Source organism: Blautia sp. 1001283B150304_161114_C9 (genome assembly GCF_015668165.1).
GTDB lineage: Bacteria > Bacillota > Clostridia > Lachnospirales > Lachnospiraceae > Blautia_A > Blautia_A wexlerae.
In genome coordinates, this window is record NZ_JADPGO010000004.1 from 77,877 (window position 1) to 99,145 (window position 21,269).

The window sequence follows — 21,269 nt, forward strand, 5'->3', positions numbered from 1 at the left end:
GGCTGAACGCCTTAAATTTTAATTTTCTATTATCTTTCTTAGTTTTATTAGGATTCTGGCTTTGCGTTTGTTTACAACGCTCTGGGTTATGCCCAACCTCGCCCCGACTTCACGCTCGGAAAGTCCGTCAAAAAAGATTGCCTGTATCAGCTCCTGTTCACTATCCGACAGCAAAGGCAGGGCGGCTTTCAGCCTGTCCACCATGACCGCATTGACAACGGTTTCTGCAATGTCCACCGCTTCATCAGTGATAAAGTCCAGAGGATTCCCCTCGCTGTCCGTAAATCCGTCGAGAGATAGCAGTCTATTCTTTGTATCTAATTTTTGCAGATAACGCCACCGTTCCTTGTCACGGTAGAAGTCTGTGTATTGCTCCCTCACGACTTCAAGCAGACAGCCTTGAATGGGGATAAACAGCTTGTCCATATAGGTCTGGTCGGATTCCCTGCAACGGCAGAACTCCGTGTAGGATAATTCCACATAGCCGCCACTTTCTCTGATATATACCTTTCTTGGTGCATATTTCACCATAAATACCTCCCATCTGAATTTTTGAAATGTAAAAAATCCAGATGGAGAGGCGGAGAACGACACCGCATATCAGAAACAGCCCTACGGCACTTTCCAACAAAAATCGACAAAAGAAAAACCGCAAAGGCTCTGTGACCTTTACGGTTATAGGAAATAGTAATTCTATTGTATGGAGATTGTACTTCTACTTTCAAGGTGAGAAGTACCGTTGCACTGGCAGAAATTTTTTTAACTGGTTTCCTGCCGTTCTCTGATATGCTATGTATTGATAAATTTTGCTTCGTATGAGCAGATAGATAACTGCCCGAAAAAAGGACATAAAAAAATCCCTCCAAATTTAAAAACAAATTCAGAGGGTAATTTAGGGTATAACAAAATAACCCACCCGAATATCGTTTTTTTTATTTGGTGAGTTTGTTCTTTCAAATACGAAACAAATGCTCATGTACGGTAAAGTATCACAAGAAAATTATGTCGAATTGACAGCCGCCTCCGCTATACCGAATAAGGAAATAAAGAGTCCTCAAATTTTGCGCTACTAAATGAAGACGAGCGGAAGTAATCTCCCGCTCGTCAGTAAACTTAACTATGCCATATCAATCCCGCTTCTTTCCCGCCACCGGCACTAAGAACAGCGCGGGCAACAGCAGGAAAGCGGTACAGACCAGCCCCCAGGGTATGGACACCTGCTGGGCTACCAGCCCCACAATAGGCCCGCCGATGATCTGCCCGAAAGAGTCCAGCTGTCCGCTGGTGGAAAAGACTGTGGCGCGCATTTTCTCATCCACTTGGTCGTTCATCCAGGCGGCCAGCACAGGCTCCTTGATGGTGCGCATAAGCCCCGCCAGCAGGAACACCAACAACATGAACCAAAAGCTCCGCCCCACCGCGAAGAGAACCAGGAACAGGATATACCCGGCGCTGGTGGACATGACCACACTGGTTCGGCTGACAGTCCCTTTTTTCTCCATGCGGGCGATGAGCAACTGAGAAGCCAGAATACCTAAGCCGTTGCCGATAAGACTGATAACACCGAACCAAGTGACGCTGTTCAGCGGCCCGATAACGGGTATTACCGTGTCATCCAGAAAATGAGCGGTGGAGAGCCGGTCAAAGCCTTCACTGGCAAGTCCCCCGCATAGTGTGATTGCTAAGAGCGCCAGCAACACAGGTGCGCCTTTCACAAAGCCCAGGTTGAGCTTGAACAGGCAGACAAAGTCTTTAAGCAAGCCCTGCCGTTCCTCAATAGCAGGGGAGAAGTTGGTTTCTGGCATGATGCGAACCATCACCAGCCCCAACAACAAGCACAAACTGCCCCCCAAGATGAGAGGCATTTGCAGGTTTATGTTTCCCAGCAGTGTGCCCAGCACCACGCCCAGAACGCCGCCGATTTGCCCCATTTGACTGCCCCGCAGGAACACCTTGTCTATGGGTTTGTCCTCTTCCTCCGAGGCAATCCACGCCTCCAGAGCGCCGGTGATGAAGGTATCACCGCAACCCCAGACAACCTGGGCCAGCAGAACCGGCGCGAACCACGGTAGCGCACCCTCCATCAGAAAGCCCAGGCCGTAGAGGAACATTCCAATCAGCACCGAGCGCCGACGGCTATACAAATCCGCCACCACACCGGTGGGCATCTCGAACAGAAAGCAGGAGGTCTCCTGAACCGTCCCTACCAGGACAAGCTGGAAAGCATCCAGCTGCACCACCTCCAGGTGGTACACGATGGAAAGCACTGTGGACATAGAAACCGCCAGGGAACAGACAAATCGGAACAGCAGGTAGACAGAATATGCCTTTGAATTTTTAGCAAACATGAAGTTACATTCTCCTTTCAAATCTCATTTTATATGACTTTTGCAAGCTGTTAAGCTAACTTGTGGAACATATGCCGAACCTTATCTATACGGCTATTCGGGCGGCGGGGTTGGCAAATAAATTTACCAATAGCTGGCTGGTATCCTTTTAACTCTGTCAAGCAGACTCCCTGCCCATTTGTGAAATAAGTTAAATCGTTCCTGTATTCTTGAATACATCTAGCAGGGATTTCTCCTTTCAGAATGACCTCGTCATTCTTTATCTGAGTACTTACAATATCTGCACAATACCTTGGAGCATCATGATACGCCCGTGAGAGATATTCCTGCGGTGCATAGATTTCAAAGTGGAGATATGGCTCTAATAGTTCTGTCCCTGCTTTTTTTAAAGCCTGCTCCAATACGATAGGGGAAAGCAGCCGAAAGTCTGCGGGGGTACTTACAGGACTATAATACAATCCATATTCAAAACAGATTTTACAGTCTGTCACTTTCCATCCATACAGCCCCTGCTCGCAGCCATAAAGAACCCCCTCCATAACCGCATTTTGGAACGATTGATTTAAATATCCAAGTGAAACTCTGCTTTCATACTGCACTCCGCTTCCAATAGGGAGCGGCTCTATGGACAACCCGACAGAAGCCCAGAAAGGATTTGGCGGGACTTCTATGTGGATGGTATATTCTGCTTTTCTAAGCGGTCTTTCCATATATATAACAGTAGGCTCTTTTATTTCTGCCTCCACATGATATTTTTCCTCAAGGATGGCACAAATGACTTCCATCTGCACATTCCCCAAAAAAGATAACATAATCTCATGGGTAACAGTATCAATGTCAAAATGCAAAAGAGGGTCTGTATCAGCAATCTCTGCGAGGGCATTTAACAGGGCTTCCCTTTGCTCCGGCTTTTGCGGCTCTACCGTTGTCCGAAGTAATGGCATGGGATTATCAATCCGTGTTTTGTGAGGCAGGAGTTTTTCATTTCCCAGGATATCGTTCAGTTTCAAAGTATCATCAGCTAAAATAACAATTTCTCCCGGACAGGCATGGTCAGCCGGGACGATTTCACCGTTTGTCGGAACACACATCTCTGTGATTTTTATTTTCTCTTTTTCAGATATTCTAATAACATCCCTCAAATGCAATGTTCCGCTATATATACGCACATAAACAAAACGCCGCCTTTTCTCTGAATATTCAATCTTAAAAACCTGCCCGCATAGTTCAGATTGACCTTCAGGCGTTGATGAATAAAATTTACTGGCAATTACTTCTATAAGCTGCCGAATCCCCAGATTGTTTTTAGCGCTTCCGTGATAAACGGGAAATAACGTTCCGTTTTGGAATCTCCTGTTTTCTTCCTGTTCCAGTTCTGACATTTTAAACGGTTTCCCTGACATATATTTCTCTAATAGTTCATCGTTTCCCATAATTACCGCATCCCACTGTTCCATATCGTCATTGTCCGTTACATTTATATGGGGATGCTGCCCAACCTTTTGCTTCACTATAATTTCCGAAGAAAGCTTTGCTTTCATTTCCCGATATACCATTGGCAAATCAATCCCCTCTTGGTCAATTTTATTGATGAAAAAAATTGTCGGAATCTTCATTATCTGTAGTGCATGAAACAGTATACGGGTCTGTGCCTGTATGCCATCCTTTGCAGAAACTAATAATACTGCTCCGTCTAATACGGATAAAGAACGGTATACTTCCGCCAAAAAATCCATATGGCCTGGCGTATCTATAATGTTGACTTTTACATCCTCCCACTGAAAAGATGTCACTGCTGTCTGGATAGTGATTCCCCTTTGACGCTCCAAATTCATTGTATCTGTCCTTGTTGTGCCTTCATCTACGCTCCCTAGTTCTGCAATTGCACCACTGGTATACAATAAACTTTCCGTTAATGTTGTCTTTCCTGCGTCAACGTGAGCCAGAATGCCTAAGTTAATTATTTTCATGTGATTTTCCTCCTATCAACACCCAAAAAAGGGCATAAAAATACCCAGTGATAAATACTCCTATCACTGGGTAAATAACTCCAATAGCCCCAAAACACTTATATGTTTTCGGGCATATAAAATTACATGATAAAAGTATTCTTAAACTGGGTACAAAAAACTAAGCCCCATATTAAAAGTGAAACGGGACTGCTACTTTTTGTTCCCACTATCAAATTGACAGTTTATTTAAGAATACCTTGCCGCATATTTATTAGCTCCTTGTATAATACTGAATCTAATTATACTCCTTAACCCTTTATTTGTCAAGCTGACAAACTAAAGCAGAAAAAGCGGCAGGATTTCCCCCTGCCACTAATCATCTGTTTATGCAAAAATAATTTCCTTTTCCACAATCTCCCTCGCACAAGCCCTTATGTTATTGAGGCATCCTGTCCATTCTAAGGCGTTTTCTGCCTTTAGCTGTTCCGTTATGCCCTGTGCCTGTTTCATACCCTCTATGAGCCTTTCAAAGCGTTCCTGTGCCTGTCTGTTGATGTCGGCAAGGTAGGCGTTTAGCCTGCCGCTTGTAAGAAGATTGGTGTATGTAACTTTACGGTACTGTTTTAGATAATCTAAATGCCGTTGCCCCCAGATGCCTATTGCCTGTTCTTCTTCGGCGGGTACAGTTAAGCACGGTATCAAATAATCCCCTTGCCTTTCGTATTTGCCGCCCAGTTCCTCAAATAATGATTTTGCCATTGTCTGTTACCTCCACATTCTTTTTTATTTTGAATGTCCGCAAAATCCGTCCTACATCAGACGGACGCCACGGCACATCCAGATGATGCAGGGCAATCAGTTTGTCCTGTACATTAGTACCTGCGCCCATTTTTGCAGTGGAACCAAGCAAAAAGCGAACCTGCCCGCTTCTTACTTTTGCGAACAGCTCCGCCTTTCTTATTTCCGTATTTGCTTCATGTATAAATGCGATTTCTTCTTCCGGTACCCCTTTCGCCATCAATTTTCTTTTGATGTCATGATATACGTCATCAAAAACTTCTGCATCTTCTTCCTTTCCATTTATTTCAGCTTTTGCTTTACCGACAGCCTTCGGTGTACTAAGGTCGCAGAAAATCAACTGAGTAGATTTCTGCTCTGCTGTCTCTTTCCAGATGTCCAGTGCCTTTTCCACACAGGCATTGACTTTGGAATCTTCATTATCCGGCAGCATCGGATTGACAAGTCTCTGATCCAGTGCCAATTTTCTTCCATCGTTGGTTATCCGCAGCATATTATCCTGTGACGGGTCAACCAGTCTGTCCCTGACGGCCTGCGCCCGGTCTGCGAGGCTTTCCACCATTTCCTGCTGATATTCGCTGGGTTTTAACACCACATCTTCATAGACTGCCTCCGGAACCGGAAGTTTCAGCATATCCGGTGTCTGGATGTCTGCCGACTCTTTAAAAACTGCAATCAGCTCCGGCAGGTTGAAGAATTTCGCAAACCTTGTTTTCGCCCGGTATCCGGTTCCCTCCGGCGCCAGTTCAATGGCTGTAATGGTTTCCCCAAAAGATGCCGCCCAACTGTCGAAATGTCCAAGCCCCATCCTCTGCAGAGTACCATACTGGAGATAACGCATATTCGTGTAAAGCTCCGTCATGGAGTTACTGATTGGAGTTCCTGTTGCAAACGTAACGCCCTTTCCTCCGGTCAGTTCATCCATGTACTGGCATTTTGCAAACATATCCGAGGACTTCTGTGCTTCGGTCTGTGCGATACCTGCCACATTCCTCATTTTGGTATAAAGGAACAAATTTTTATAGTTGTGGCTCTCATCCACAAAGAGCCTGTCCACTCCCAACTGCTCAAAGGTAACGACATCATCTTTTCTGGATGTATCATTCAGGCGTTCCAGTCTTGTCTGCAGGGATTTCTTTGTTTTTTCCATCTGTTTGATGGTGTAACGCTCCCCATTCTCCGCTTTTGCCGTTTCAATCGCCATCTCGATCTCATCAATCTGTCCTTCGATGATGCGCTCCTGACGTTCCCTGGACAATGGAATTTTCTCGAACTGACTATGCCCGATGATGACTGCATCATAATCACCTGTAGCGATCCTGGAACAGAATTTTTTACGGTTTGCAGGTTCAAAATCTTTTTTCGTAGCGGCAAGGATATTTGCTCCCGGATAAAGCTGCAGAAATTCACTTGCCCACTGCCCGGTCAAATGATTCGGTACTACAAATAAAGATTTCTGGGCAAGTCCAAGCCGTTTGCTCTCCATTGCAGCAGCCGCCATTTCATACGTTTTTCCAGCCCCCACACAATGTGCAAGCAGAGTATTATCCCCGTAAAGCTGATGGGCAACCGCATTTTTCTGATGCGGACGCAGGGTAATGTCGGGGGACATTCCCGGAAAGGTCAAATGGCTTCCGTCAAATTCTCTGGGACGGTTAGAATTGAAAATTTCATTGTACTTTTCGCAAAGTGCCTCCCTGCGGTCTGCATCCTGAAAGATCCAATCCTTATAGGCTTCCCGGACAGCTTCCTGCTTCTGACTTGCCAAAGTAGTCTCTTTTTTATTTAATACACGCTTTTCCTTGCCATCCTCTATGACGGTATCAAAAATACGGCAGTCTCGTAAGTTTAAGGAATCTTCCAGTATTTTATAGGCATTCGCCCTGCCTGTTCCGTAAGTAGCTTCCACAAGAGGATTGCCGCTGTCCGCATTCTTTCCCTTGATGTTCCACTGTCCGGTCACCGGGGAATACTGCACTCCGATAACCTCTTTGTCCATCTTCCACTCCGGTGTTTCAAACACCTGCCGCATAAAATCATTGATGTATTTAGGGTCTACCCAGGTTGCACCAAGCCGTACCTCTATTTCGGAAGCATCCAGAAGTTTCGGCTGTACCCGTTCCAGTGCCGCTACATTTACGGCATATTCCGGGTTCGTTTCTGCAGATAAGCGGGCAATAGACAGCTTTTCCCGCACGTTTCCGGATAAATACTCATCACTGTTTTCCCATCCGGCATATGGGTCATCTGGGTCACTCAACGGATTCTTAAAAATAACACCGGATAGCTCTGACACAATGCGCTCATAATGCTCGGAACCACCCAATAGCGTTTCCATGTATTTTATATCTACACAGGCTTTTTCACTCATGGAAACAGCCAGAGCTTCTGATGGAGTATCTACGGAAGTCACCGTTTCCTGCCGCTTGATGGTACGCTTTGTAAACATATCTGCTTTGCACTTCAAGGTACCATCCTCATTTAAGACTTCCAACGAACATAACAGACAGTAACTGGAATCCTGATTAAACGCCCGCTTATTGGTCTGGGAATTGATAAGTCCGAATTTCTTTGTAAACTCATCATACAACGCAGATAATTCTGCCTGCTTTTCCCGGATAACGGTATCTCCGTATTCTTCCAACTGATAGGCAATGAGATCATTGACGGTATCACGAAGCGAAACCATTCCTTTGATACGCTCCTGCATGGTTCCTGTCATCTCCACAGGCTTCATCACGGAATTTTCCCGGTAATACACTTCCCCATCTACTACCGCATAACTGAAATTTTTCACCGATGGGTCAGCCGGAATCGTCGTTTTCTCTGTATTATCTTCCAGCTCATCCAGACCGGAGTTTTCAATTTCTCCCTGTATATGGCTCATTGCTTCCTTTAGTTGTTCTTCCAGAGATTTTCCCTCTATTGGGCTGCACGTGGCTTCCATGCCATAGGGTCCGGATACCAGTTCCATCTTTCCTGCCACCATTTCCGGATGTTCAATGAAATACTGGTTCATGGCAATTCCATCTTCATTTTCTCCAAGATGTACCCAATCCGGTTCCAGATCCACCACACGATCACGCTTCTTAAAGAACAGAATGTCAGAAGTGACTTCCGTTCCGGCATTCGCCTTAAATGCTGTGTTTGGCAGACGCACCGCTCCCAGAAGCTCCGCCCTCTGTGCCAAGTATTTTCGGACGGCAGGACTTTTCTTATCCATGGTTCCCTTAGAAGTAACTACCGCTACAATTCCACCTGGTCGCACTTTATCCAGAGATTTTGCCAGAAAATAGTCATGGATTAAAAAGTTATGCTTATCATAGGGTTTATCTGCCACCTTATACTGTCCAAAGGGTACATTTCCCACCACAACATCAAAAAAATCATTGGGATGGTTTGTTTTTTCAAAACCGGAAATCTGAATCTCTGCCTTTGGATAAAGCTGCTTTGCAATCCGCCCGGTCAGGCTGTCCAGCTCCACCCCGTATAGGCGGCTGTCCTGCATCCGCTCCGGCAGCATCCCGAAGAAATTCCCGATACCCATAGACGGTTCCAGAATATTTCCTTTTTCAAATCCCATCCTGCCAAGTGTATCGTAGATAGAACGAATAATTGTCGGGGATGTGTAATGGGCATTTAAGGTAGACTCTCTGGCAGACGCATATTCTTCCGGGCTTAACAAGAATTTCAGCTTCTGATACTCGTTATGCCATACACTATTCTTCTCATCAAAGGCTTCGGAAAGTCCTCCCCAGCCCACATATCCGGATAAATTCTGCTGTTCTTCCTCTGTTGCAATCCGATGTTCGTTCTCTATCTGCTGTAATGTCTCAATCGCTGCGATGTTTCGTTCAAACTTCTGTTTTGCAGTTCCTGCACCTAATGCATCATCTGTTATATGAAAATTGACAGCTCCCGTTCGATCAATCTCATCCCCCGGCTCAGTCTTTTGCACTGTAACTTCTGATTTCGCTTCAAAATCCGGCATCAGTGGCTCAACCTCGGAAGTATCCACTTCCTCTGTTTCTACCGCCTCCTCATTTATTTCCGCAGTTTCTTCCTGTTCCGATACTTCTGCTTTCCCACTCTCCGGCTCCGACTTCTGTGCCTGCAGATTTTTTCCAGCTTCATGCACCAGCTCATCATAAGGAACTTCCCGAATTTCCTCTGCATGATCAGAAAGATATTCCCTTGCTACAGCCTCATTGATAAAAAAACTGCTTTGCTTCGAATACGGTTCTAAATGTCCATCTTCTCCAATGGTTACAAAACGATAGCGGATTCCTTGCCGTCCATCCTGATAGTGATAAGTAAAAAAGCCGATACTGTAATCGGTATAATCTTCTGTACTTTCCAGTGCCACCACCTTACGATGATCGTTCTGACCCTGTTCTATCTCTGGCTCTTGAACTGTTTCTTCCGGTATTTCCGCTTCAGCCTGCAGTTTTCCTTTTGCTTTTTCCAAAGCTTTCTGTTCTTTTTCTGCCTTCCACGCTGCAAAGGCTTCTTTTGCTTTTGGAGTAAGGAAACGATCTATATCAATCAGTTTCCGGATACGTTCTGCAACTTTTGTCCATGTAAGCAAAAGCTTTGCTGTCGGCTCCATAATACTTCCTTTACTCAGTCGCAGACCCTTTCCATCATAATCTGCATAACTGTGCCACGCACCCACAAGTGCAGGACTGGAGCCTCCGATTCCATACTCATTCTTTAAAAAATCTGCCTGCTCTTTCTTGTTATGGTTGTTTAAAAAGAACTCATAAATACGGAATAACCCGCCGGACATACTGCTTCCACGACTTAACTTATAGTCAATTTCGTCCTGCGTGATAAATGTTTCTACTGGCACTTCCACTTTTTTTGCTGACGGAAAAGATAGCTTTTCCCTTTTCAGTTCCTCCACGGAGGTACGGATGTCTTTCGGCTTATAAATCAGGCGGAACCTTGCTTTTACTTCTCCTCTGTCCAGTTCTCCGATTGCCTTATCCATATGATAAAGTATTTTATCAATACCCTCTGGGTTGGAAAGCATTTCCGCCAATGCCTGTTGACTGTCCGGAAAGCTACTCATACGCAGTTCCGGTTCCTCCGGCATGGTTCCGTATTCATCCCGGAAAAAGAAATAGATTTTTGACGCCAGTTCCATCCGTTCCTGTGCCGGCACATGCCAGACTTCTGCTTCCTCCATATATCTGCCTGACACGATCAGTTCATGCATATAATCTTCCACTCTCTTCCAGGATAACTTCAGCGGTGCATGAAATCTCGCCGCATTTCCCCTTGAGAAATTCATCCCTTCTTCATCGTACCAGACGCAAAGAGGCTCTCCTTCAAACGTAAAGCCTTTACCGCCCATACCATATTCCCGCTTCAAGAACTCTGCCATGGTATCCGCATCCAGACCTTTCTGGTATTTGGCATAAATACGGGAACGGCTGTTTTGCTGACCGCCGCCGCTTAACAGAACATAGTCAATCATTTCATCGGTAATCGGATTGGATGCAGCCAATGAAAATACCTCATCTGCCCGGTCAATAGAGATATTTCCCACCTGTTCTGCCATACTCGGAAAGAGGTTCATCTGCTCATAAACAGGCTCCCCTCTTTCTTCTGTTTCTTTCACTTCTTCCGGTATAAGATAGACATTTTCACGGATATAATCGTCCAGAAGCTCCCTGACCGCATCCCATGACAGCTTTGTCTCTGAAGTACGGGTAAGATAATTTCCCGCCCAGACAACAAGTCCATCTTCCTCTGCTTTATACCCCACACGCTGTCCATCTACATCAAAAAGGGAATAATCCTGGTTATAACTTTCTTTAATATATGCTGTCCGCTTTGCCTCGTCCGGTTCGGAAACAAACTTCATGGCAATGTCTGGACGCTTATTTTTCATATATTCATCAAAGCAAAGGACACCACGAAGCGTATTTACATCCTCAGAAGACAAAAAATCGGGCAGCTCATCACTGTCCGATTTTTCTGGTTCTATATGAAGTTGTGGTTCTTCCGGATATTCCGGAGTAATCTCCGGTTCTTCCTTTTCTTCTAACGGTAAATCAGTTCTGTCAGAATCATCTCCTCCGCTGACTGTCGGACGCTGTTCATCATCTGCACCCACTTCGTCGGTTCTTTCTCTTTCAGTTCCTCGTTCACGCCCTGGCTCTGGCTCATCTGCTCTGTCAGCAGTTCCATCCTCTGCTCTGCTGTCTCCTGAATCTCCAGCAGGTGGTTCATCAATTTGCCGCTCAGAAGAAGCCCGGAATAAACTCCTTTCTTGTTCTCCTTCAGATAATCCCTCCGCAGGATACCGTACTTCGTCAGCATTCCCTCCGGCTGTTCGTCCATCTTGATATTCGGGATGTAATAATCGCCGTTCTTCTGATATGTCAGTTCCATAAACACTGCCCCTTTCTTCTCTATCATTCTCTTTTTTGTTTTCTTCGATGTTCTGTTCCCGCGTTTCGCTTTTACGCTTTAAAGCATTGTAGCGTAAGTTTTGAGTATTGTCAACTTCTTTTTTAGAGATTTCCTGTTCATACACACGGATTGCTTTCCCGATTTCCATGAGAATTGGTTTACAAAGTTCCGTTGTATTGCTTCCTAACTGTGAAAGTACCGAAACCGTATTAAATTCATGGATAAAATCAAAATTCATAGAATCCTGATAATCTTCTGCATCCAATCCGCACCGGGTTAGCAGTGTATAAGATATACTGGCCTGCAGTGTTTCCCGCAGATGGACTTTCAGGGAATATTCATCCAGTCCATCCAGAAAACTCCCATCTGTCAGATACAAAAGATCCTCTGCCACTTCTTCATAGTAGTCATTGGTCACTCTCTCGGCAATTTCTAAAAGCCTGTCACCAAATGGCTTCTCTGCATCCGTTTCCCCGTAGATATGTTCCAAACGTTTCATGACGGATTGTTCCTGTTCCTGCTTTAATTCCCACAGGTACGGATCACGCCCGATTCTGCGGGCTTTATGGACATCTGATACGTCAAATACATATTTTAACCGTGTATAGGAATTTTCCTCATCAATCAGGGCAATACCCTTTGCCCCTTTATTTACCCAGCAGTTTAATTTCCGGCTGTTCCAGACTTCAATGCTGGCACAGGCCGTCGCATCCGGACGCTGGGCATAAATCAATAACTGTTCCTGGAATGGATATTTATATATCCTTGCGGCAGTGGTAAGATACCGCTTCCACGCAGTCTCATCTTTTACAACCTCTTTCGCAGTTTCTTCTGCCAATTTTGAGATTATTTCATATTTTCTTGCCAAATAAAATCCCTCCTTTATTTGTTGTACTCTGCTACATAATCTGCTAAAATAAAACCATCATTCCGAAAGGAGAACATCATGAAACATACAGCCACATTAGAAGATGCAAACCATTCTTTGGACGAAGCGGTTTCTACATTGCAGAATCATCTCTCCAAAGTGGATCAAAATGAACCTGAACAGCTTAAATTAGCGAATGAATATTATAAATGGACAACCTTAAAGACCAACCTGATATTGAATGAAAAATCATTCCAGATACCACCTACTGCACTCCCGAACATCATCAAGCCATCCAGTTTCAAATGGCTTCGCCCGGAAAAGCAGGCTGTTGTATCAAAATACTACCGTTATGATAAGGAAACAGATACATATGTTATTTCTGTCAAAAAACAGAGTGTTCCCTGCGAAGATATTGAAATGATTGCTCGTTCTCTTGTCCTGATCCGTAAGGCTGTCGTATGGGTAGATTTTGGCTACAACATCGGCACTGAGTTTGGTGGAAGGCATCCTGCAATCATCTTAAAAAATTTAAAGGATTCCCTGATTGTAATACCGCTTTCTTCTCAGGAACCAAAATCAATGGATTATAACGTAAAAGTTGATAAGGTTTATGGTTACCCGCTAATGCCACGTTGGGTCAATGTAACACGCATCACACAAGTCAGCTTATCCAGAGTACATTTTGAAAAGATTGGTGATGTCAAACCTTGTATTCTCAACCAAATCAGTGAAAAACTGAAAAACTGCGGTATAATTATTTAGCTATTTACATACCCTATAATGATTACAAAATCGTTTGACAAACCATACGCTTTATGCTAGTATGATGATGTAAACGCAGGAGCAATCCTGGTAATTTTGTAACCGAGAGGCTGTCATTTATGGCAGCTTCTTTTTGTTATATATGCCAGTTCCATTTCCAGTCCAAATACTCCTGTTCTGTTATCTGACCATTCGCCAAACATTCCCGCCAGACCATCCACTCATTCAAATATGCCTCCATCTGACCATAAGAAAATCTAATGCCAATAAAATGTGACTGCGCATCGTTACTGCCCAGTGACAGAGCATATTGCTTAGGTTCGTTCTCATCTCTCCGTCCTGTTTCTATTTTGAACACATGAATGGCAGCTTTGTTTTCTTCTTCCAGCCAGAAAAACATCTGCATCAAATCTTCCGGACTTCCCTGTTTTGGTCTTATAAACTGAATCGAACTTACAGAAAGAATTTCTGCCATTTTATACAGCGTATCCCTCTTTGGTTTACGGTGTCCCATTTCATACTGTGCAATCCGAATATCTGCCCCGGACTCTTTATATCCCAGTCTGATCCCCAGCTCTCTCTGTGTCATTCCACGGTATGTACGGATTCTCTTTATTCGTTTCCCTAATGTCATGCTTCTCTCCAATCTACTACTTAAATTTTCCGTGGTACCGGACAGCCTTTTTCCATCCATCTTCGATACGGTTCATACTTTTCAAAATCCGGACAGCTTTTTATTATATTGATCCTTCCACACCACCTCTGCATATGCTGGCAAATCTTAAAATCCCGAAGCTGCTTTTCACTGTACCGCAAATCCACATCCGGAAGCCATCTTCCTTTACTGTCCACAAATTTATGTTTATCATAAATCATGACGAAAGGCATAAACCCCAGATTACGCAGCGTATAAATACGGAACAAATCTTCCTTCATGGTACTCCAGTAATTGGTCAGGACATACACTTTGCATTGCCCCGCCGCCGTCAGTCCTGCATCTCGGAATAATCGAAACTGTTCCTCTAAATTTTCCCGTGAGTCATCCCAGGCGAAATGATAATCTTTCACTTTTATCTTCTCAAGTGCCGAAAGAATTTCCTCATCCAAAAGCCGGACATCCATGCCACCGTTAAACTCTACCTGTGCATGGGAATCTACAAGCTGTTCCAGAAGTTCCATTTTCTCACTACAGGCAAGGAGATTCTGATCCAACAGGATAATCCTCTTCTGCCCCCGCCAGAACTCTTGCAAATCTGCCACTTTCCTGCTCACACACCCGTCCTTTTGGGAAGTAATGCAAAACCCATGATTTTTCCGTGGACATCCTCTCGTCAAAAATCCAAATGCCGTATCTTTCGTAAGCGCAGGATACAGGCTGTAATCCGGATAACTGTGTTCCATTTCATAGGGCAGAGCATTTTCCAGATCATAACCACTGCCGCCCCGGAAAATTTCATCATATCCCGGCATCTCCGAATCCTGTGACTCTGTAAAAATCTTACTGGCGTACAGCCTTTCATAATGACTGCCTAAAGAAGCAAATTCCACGGTATCACCCTTGTTTTTATGGTAGGAAGAAATTTTCATAAGGGGAAGATTAGGAAAATTATGGCTGTCACAGTCCACCAATCCTATTTTCATTTGCACCTCTTTTCTGCAAGTTCAAGGGCCGCATGGAAAATCCATGCAGCCCCATCACAATGCTCTTCTATTCTTTTATCTGTCGTTTATTTACGTTTTCTTTTCACAAGCAGAACTATCATTCCACCTGCAGACACCACCATTGCTGCAACAAACAGCCAGATATTGGTATCATCGCCTGTCTTTGGTGAATTGACGGAAGTTGTATTGTTCGGTGTATCCGGTGTTCCCGGCTGGTTTTCTTCCGGAAGTTTTTCATTAGTAAGATCTAAGGTATATTCCACTACCGGAGTATGGTCATCCACGTATTCAAAAGCCACCTTATGCTCTGTTTCATCCAGTTTATAACCATCCAGTGTTTTTGTTTCTTTCAGGATATATACAATGGCCTCTTTATATTTTCCATCTTTAAAAGAAGCAATCGGATATTCCCCGGACTCTGCATGACCAGCACTGTCTGTTACCAGTGTTTCCAGTACCTTACCTTTGCTGTCACAAAGAGCAAACTCTACACCTTTCATCGGCTTTTTAGTATCTTTATCCGTTTTATTTAAGATGATCTTTCCCATTGCCTGGGCATCTTCCATCTTCACAGACTGGATTTCACCTGTATCTTTGACTTCAAACGGCACTTTACTGGAAATGATATAACCTTTCGGTGCTGTTTCTTCCAAAAGTGTGTATTTTCCAACAGGCAGTTTTTCCACATAATGCGGCTTCTTACCGGATGTCCAGCTCTCCATCACCTCATTATTTTCATTCAGGATATAAAGTTTTGCTCCCTCAACCTCGGAACTTCCGTCTGTCATATCCACTTTGCTGATTTCTACCTTTGTAACATCATCTTTCATTTCTACTTTCTGGACTTCTGCAGTATTTTCCACGGTAAAAGTAATGCTTTCTGCTGTCACATAACCGTCTGCAGGAAGTGTTTCTGTCAGGGTATATTCTTTTCCGACTTCCAGTTCTTTGATAATGTGCGGTTCTGTACCGGATGTCCAAGCATCTACCACATTTCCATCCTGATCTGTCACTTCCAGTTTTGCACCCGGCAGCTCTTCTCCTGTGGTAAGGTCAGATTTTGTGATTTCAAAGATAGTTGCCTCATTTTCAAAGGTATACTCAAAAGTAACTTCCGGCACATCCGCTCCGGCATACTCGAAAGTAAATTCTTTGATTTCTTCTGTAGTAACAAAACCTGCAGGTGCTTTTACTTCTTTCACATAGAAGCTGCCACCCACTGGAAGATCTGCAGTAAAGAAGATTTTTCCATCCTTGTCCGTCGCTTTCTGCTCAATAATCGTATGTGCTTTTACAAGCACATCGCCGTCAGCATTCTTAATATCTTCTTTTGCACAAAGGGCAAATACACCGCCCTCCAGCACACGGTCAGAATCTTTTTCTTTTTTGGTTACGATTACTTTTGCTTTCTGGCGGCTGTTCTGCCATTCAGAATCGTAAGTTACCACCGGAGTATCCTGGTCACGGTAGGTCAGATCAATGTCCCTCGGCTCTCCATCCAAAACAAATCCATTGGCTGTTTCTTTTTCTACCACATAATATTTTCCAAGCGGCAGATCATCGCTTCTTGCAAAGCCAAGTTCACCGGTTGTGATTGTTGCTACCAGTTCATCTTTTTTGTAATAATCATCACTTTCTCCGTCAGCGGCTTTAACGTCTTCTCTGGCATAAATTTCAAAGGTAACGTCTTTCAAAGAGCCTGTTACATAATCCCAGATAGAATCCATTGCTCCTGCAACCATTTCATTCCAGGTCACTTCACTTAAGAATTCACCTTTTTTATTGATGATGATACGTCCAATCGGAACGTCATCCTTCATTTCCACTTTCTGAATTTCTGCAGTATCCGTGATTGTAAATTCCACTTCTTCGGCTTTTAAGTAGCCATATGGTGCAAATTCTTCACGCAGAGTATATGTCTCTCCAACGTGCAGACGTTTGATGATATGTGGCTCTCCCTTCACGGAAGTCCATTTATCAATTTCATTTCCATCTTTTTCAAAAACCGTAAGTGTTGCTCCATCCAGTTCCACTCCTGTAGTAAGGTCGGATTTTGTAAATTCAACCGTTGTCGGCTGGTTCTTAAAGATTTCTTTCAGGCGGACAACTTCTACATCCTGGCCCTGATAAGAAACTGTTACTTCGATGATTTCATCAGAAGAAACAAATCCGTCCGGTGCCTGTAATTCTTTGATGTAATAGCTTCCAAATGGTAAATCCTGTTCAAAAACGGCGGTTCCATCATCACCTGTAACGGCTGTGCAAAGCTGCTCATCTGCTTTCACAATCACTTTTTCCCCGGCTTTGATGTCTTCTTTTGCATATAAACCAAACTCTGCCCCGGCGATGGTGCTGCCGTTTTCCGCATCCTGTTTTTCCACGGAAATCTCTACTTTCTGGCGCTCATTGATAAATTCTACGCTTTCCACCACAACAGGAGTATTCTGATCCACATAGACAAACTGCACATTCTGCTCTGCTCCATTATGTACAAAACCATCCGGTGCTGTTTTTTCTACCACCTTATAATTTCCAAGTGGAAGATTTTTGATTGTGGCACTTCCTGTTTCATCTGTTGTAAGCTCTGCCACCAAAGTATCTTTGGCATACTCTAGAATCCGATTTCCGGCATCGTCTTTCTGGAAATCTGCAGTATAAATATCTTCTGCAGCGTAGACTGCAAAGACTGCTCCGGCAAGGTTCTCAATCTCATATTTGAAATCTTTTCCGTAGTCTTTCAGAACTTCACCCTTTTTCACTACAGTAAGCTCTCCTTTTACCGGATGGTTTTTATAAACCACTTCGATAATGGCATCTCCGGAAATCGGGTCAATCTGATACAGTGTATCACTGTCCACTTTAATTTCTACATAATTCTTGTTGATGGTATATCCATCCGGCGCTGTCACTTCTTCGATACGGTAATGTCCGATTTCTAAGTTCTGTGGAAGGATTAAATAACCGTCCGCATCGGTAAAATAAGATTTATGTACGATAGTAATTGGATAGGTAGTTACCTGCTCCACATATTTCTCATTGTCCATATCGAAAATCTTAAATTCTGTTCCAGCAGCCAGTACCGTTTTCTTTGTTTCATCGTCCTGTTTGGTGATTTTCAGCTTTGCCGAAAACTCATCATCCAGAAGCACACGCCATACCTGCGGCTCTGTCGGTTTATGTTCTGTGATTCTTACGATAAAGTCATCCACTGGTTTATAATTGTGAGGTGTAGTTGTCTCTCTAACCACATAAGTTCCATATGGAAGCGGAATGGATACCGCATATCCTTTTTTGTCGGTAAAGATTTCAGTTGCCCCATTTTCTCCGAGTACCACTGGAGTAGCGGAATCAAAATCATAAGTTCCATCTTCTTTCACGGTTAAAGAAGATACCAGATAAGCAGTAAATCCTGCGCCTTCAAGAAGTGCTGCATCGGTATTCTCGTTATTTGCTGCTTTGATAATCTGGAATGGCTGTTTTTTCACCTGTTCCGGTGAAGTACAGTCTCTTTCCACAGTGGCAACCAGATCACCCTCATAACTGCATACCAGATCATACTCGTTCTCGTCTGCAAGGTATCCTACTGGTGGAGTGATCTCTTTTACAAAATATTCGCCCAGATACAGGTTTTCAATTCTGGCTTTTCCTTCTTTATCTGTTGTCAGGGTTCCCACCTGTTCCCCGGCTTTATAAATCACACCCGTCTTTCCATCCGGATGCACAATATCTTTTCTTGCGTATACACCATATACTGCCTGTTCCAGAGAAGCATCGCCCTGTGGAACGTTTGTATTCGTTTCCGCATCTTTTTTCTGCAGAACAATCGCAGCATTTACTCGTTCATTGGAAAAAGTATGAGCAAACTGTACTTTCGCTTCCTCATCATTGGTGTAGGAGAAACGGAATGAATATTTGTCCTCCAGGTTTCTTAAATAATTTTCCGGTGCCTGCACTTCTTTCACATAATATCCAAAACCGATTGGCAGGTCAGATGTAAAAGCAGCTTTTCCTTCTCCATTGGTTGTTACTTTCTCAATCAGAGTGTCTTTCTTTACTACAACAGCTCCATCGGCATTTAAAATATCTTCGTCCGCATATAATCCGAAAATTCCTCCCGGAAGTGGATTGGTAGTCTCCTTATCCTGTTTTACCACACTGACCTCTGCCTTCTGACGGTCATTCTGGAAAGTAGTTTCCGCAAATGCCGCTTCTGCAGTCTGGCCTGCATAGGAAATGGTGACCGTTTTGGATTCACCTGCATTATAAAAGTTCTCCGGTGCTTGAATTTCCGTTACACGGTAAGTACCAAGATGCAGGTTTGTAACAGTTACAGAACCATCGTCACCTGTCACCAGATTTTCCTTTACCAAAGCTCCTGCCTGATATACAACGGCTCCATCCGGTGTTTTAATATCTTCTGCCGCATAAAGGTTATAAATTGCTCCCTTCTGGCGGCGTTTCTCATACTGGAAAGTAGTTCCATTTTCATTAGAAGATGCCCCGACTAGCACTTCACCTTCTTTGTAAATGGTCAGATTCCCAAGTTGCTCCTTATCCGTTACTTCAACAGATACCACTTTTCCCACTTTCAAAGTGACATTATAAGCAATGGCATTATAATTATACCCGGTAGGTGCTGTGATTTCTTTTAAATACACTTTGTTCTGTGTTTTCAGAAAAGTAACTTTAGATGCTCCATTTTTATCGGTTGCAGGCATTTCTACAATCAGATTTGTGCAGGCTTCATCGCTGTAAATACCATATACCGCACCTGCAAGATTTTTTCCGCTATCCGCATCCTTTTTTACGATTTCCACGGATGCCTGCTCCACCCATTTCACGGAAAAGTCCACATATTTTTCATCTGCAACGCCTTCCCCGAATACAAGAGCTAAGTCCTGTGTTGATCCGCCTGTTGTAATCTTATAAGCGGAATAATCTTTTGTGATGCTTCCTTTCATCGTTACAGACCAGGAACTGGAAACATCTTCTGTCTGTGTAAGCGGCGCTGACAGATAAAAGACTGTTCCACCTGTCACTTCCACATCTGCCCCTGCAGCACTTGTTTTTCCAGTTGTTACATTATGAAATTTCACACCATCCGGTAACTTCATCGTAATCGTCTGCAATTTGTCTGCTTTAAATGTAATTTCCTTTGTTCTCTGAATGTTTCCGTCTACATAGGCAGTCACATCTGCATCAGAAAATGACATATCTACTTCCGGGATGTCCGGCTGTGCCATACAGTAGTTGTAAAGTTCCATCGCAAGGCTCTGTGCGGTTGCATTTGCACCGGAAAAGGCATCACCGCTTCCATTTGCATAGCTGGCAGCCATATGGACAATGATAAATTTCTTTCCTTCCGGAAAATCCGGGTGTTTCTCTGCAAAAAATCCATTTTTACCGCTGGCTTTTGTTCCGTAATAACATACTTTGGCAAGTGCTTTTCCATCTTTCAGACGAATAATGGTATAAGTTCCGCTTCCCGGTGATGGTGCAGACGGCTGAATACAATATGCCGTAGCGGAAACATTCCCAAACTGTACGGTATATCTGAAGGTAATGTAAGTTCCCAGCCCATAGTCTGCATAGCTATAACCAGCTCCTTTTGTCACTGTTACCTGCTGACTTGCTCTTTCCTTAGATTCAGCATAAAAGGTTACACTCTCACCGATTTCGAGAGCAGCAAGGTCAATCCCCTGTTTTTCTGCTTCTTCAAGAGCATCTTCCGGTGTCATGGTTTCTTCTGTCTCCGGATCGGCTTCTGTGTCCTTTTCTTCCTCTGTTTCTGCATTACCGATTTCTTCCTCAGTTTCCTCTGCTGGTGTCTCTGTTTCAACAGGAGGCTCTGTTTCCGGTAATTCTATATCCGGCAGTTCTGTGTCTGGAATTTCCGGGATTACAGGAAGTTCTGTATCTGGTTCCTGCGACTCTGACTCTCCCTCTTCTTCACCAGATTCTTCCGTTTCCGTGTCATTGCTTCCTTCCGTACCTGCTTCACTTCCGGATGCACCCTCGGTCTGTGTTTCCACCGCTTTTACAATGATGTTCCTGTGGATCTGGTAGATTGGATTTCCACTTACCGGCTCTACATAATATACCGTTTTATAGGTATCTTCATGATCTGTAGAAAAATCGTCTCCCACTTCATTTTTTGCTTCATGAAATGTTATTTTTACTTTCTTTTCATCTGAAATTTCCAGTCCGGTAAAGTCTTTCTCTACCTCAAACTCGGAACCAATTTCCACTTCATGGTCTTTTGCCTTCACAACTTCATCTTCGGCAATCTGCTCTTTTACTTCCTCATATGTCGGATATTCGATTTCCTTTTTCTCCGGCTCTGCCGCATAAGCACTAAGCGGTGATAAGGTTGTAGATAAAATCGTCATAACCGCCATCACGCCGGAAAGGAATTGCCTGAATCTTACTTTTTTCTTCATGTTGATTACCTCA

General features: G+C 43.8%; 9 protein-coding genes. 1 reads left to right on the top strand and 8 read right to left on the bottom strand.

Features of this window, described 5'->3' with window-relative positions; all coding sequences use genetic code 11:
• Window positions 1–18: 18 nt before the first annotated feature.
• From I4V44_RS03270 to I4V44_RS18470, 5 genes are all read right to left on the bottom strand, one after another.
• Entirely contained in the window at window positions 19–528 is a 510-nt protein-coding gene (locus I4V44_RS03270) for a sigma-70 family RNA polymerase sigma factor (protein WP_105116765.1), read from the bottom strand.
• 599 nt (window positions 529–1,127) lie between these two features.
• On the bottom strand, window positions 1,128–2,348 hold the full coding sequence (gene tet(40) / locus I4V44_RS03275; RefSeq protein ID WP_109215034.1) for a tetracycline efflux MFS transporter Tet(40): 1,221 nt from the start codon (window positions 2,346–2,348) through the stop codon (window positions 1,128–1,130).
• A 50-nt stretch (window positions 2,349–2,398) separates the two neighbouring features.
• Entirely contained in the window at window positions 2,399–4,318 is a 1,920-nt protein-coding gene (gene tet(O), locus I4V44_RS03280; protein WP_109215033.1) for a tetracycline resistance ribosomal protection protein Tet(O), read from the bottom strand.
• Between the two features lie 366 nt (window positions 4,319–4,684).
• Window positions 4,685–5,059 carry a TnpV protein gene (locus I4V44_RS03285; RefSeq protein ID WP_001129922.1) on the bottom strand — a complete coding sequence of 125 codons (375 nt, stop codon included), beginning with the start codon at window positions 5,057–5,059 and terminating at the stop codon, window positions 4,685–4,687.
• Window positions 5,040–12,389, bottom strand: coding sequence for a DEAD/DEAH box helicase family protein (locus I4V44_RS18470; protein ID WP_442859976.1), 7,350 nt, complete (start codon window positions 12,387–12,389; stop codon window positions 5,040–5,042). Before I4V44_RS18470 ends, I4V44_RS03285 begins: the two co-directional genes overlap by 20 nt.
• A gap of 78 nt (window positions 12,390–12,467) precedes the next feature.
• Here I4V44_RS18470 and I4V44_RS03295 point away from each other — a divergent pair, with 78 nt between their 5' ends.
• Entirely contained in the window at window positions 12,468–13,154 is a 687-nt protein-coding gene (locus tag I4V44_RS03295; RefSeq protein ID WP_144094043.1) for a type II toxin-antitoxin system PemK/MazF family toxin, read from the top strand.
• Between the two features lie 136 nt (window positions 13,155–13,290).
• Here I4V44_RS03295 and I4V44_RS03300 read toward each other — a convergent pair whose 3' ends face one another.
• The 3 genes from I4V44_RS03300 to I4V44_RS03310 all read right to left on the bottom strand — a co-directional run bounded on the left by I4V44_RS03300 (window position 13,291) and on the right by I4V44_RS03310 (window position 21,256).
• Complete coding sequence (locus I4V44_RS03300) at window positions 13,291–13,788, bottom strand: helix-turn-helix domain-containing protein (RefSeq protein ID WP_196002323.1); 498 nt, start codon at window positions 13,786–13,788, stop codon at window positions 13,291–13,293.
• 20 nt (window positions 13,789–13,808) lie between these two features.
• Entirely contained in the window at window positions 13,809–14,795 is a 987-nt protein-coding gene (locus I4V44_RS03305) for a radical SAM protein (protein ID WP_196002324.1), read from the bottom strand.
• A gap of 86 nt (window positions 14,796–14,881) precedes the next feature.
• Window positions 14,882–21,256 carry a SpaA isopeptide-forming pilin-related protein gene (locus I4V44_RS03310; RefSeq protein ID WP_196002325.1) on the bottom strand — a complete coding sequence of 2,125 codons (6,375 nt, stop codon included), beginning with the start codon at window positions 21,254–21,256 and terminating at the stop codon, window positions 14,882–14,884.
• Window positions 21,257–21,269 lie beyond the last annotated feature (13 nt).

Bases quoted from the DNA above. Each gene is read 5' to 3' on its own strand.
- I4V44_RS03310 (WP_196002325.1), bottom strand. From the start codon at position 21,256: ATGAAGAAAAAAGTAAGATTCAGGCAATTCCTTTCCGGCGTGATGGCG.
- I4V44_RS03295 (WP_144094043.1), top strand. From the start codon at position 12,468: ATGAAACATACAGCCACATTAGAAGATGCAAACCATTCTTTGGACGAA.
- I4V44_RS03300 (WP_196002323.1), bottom strand. From the start codon at position 13,788: ATGACATTAGGGAAACGAATAAAGAGAATCCGTACATACCGTGGAATG.
- I4V44_RS03285 (WP_001129922.1), bottom strand. From the start codon at position 5,059: ATGGCAAAATCATTATTTGAGGAACTGGGCGGCAAATACGAAAGGCAA.
- I4V44_RS03305 (WP_196002324.1), bottom strand. From the start codon at position 14,795: ATGAAAATAGGATTGGTGGACTGTGACAGCCATAATTTTCCTAATCTT.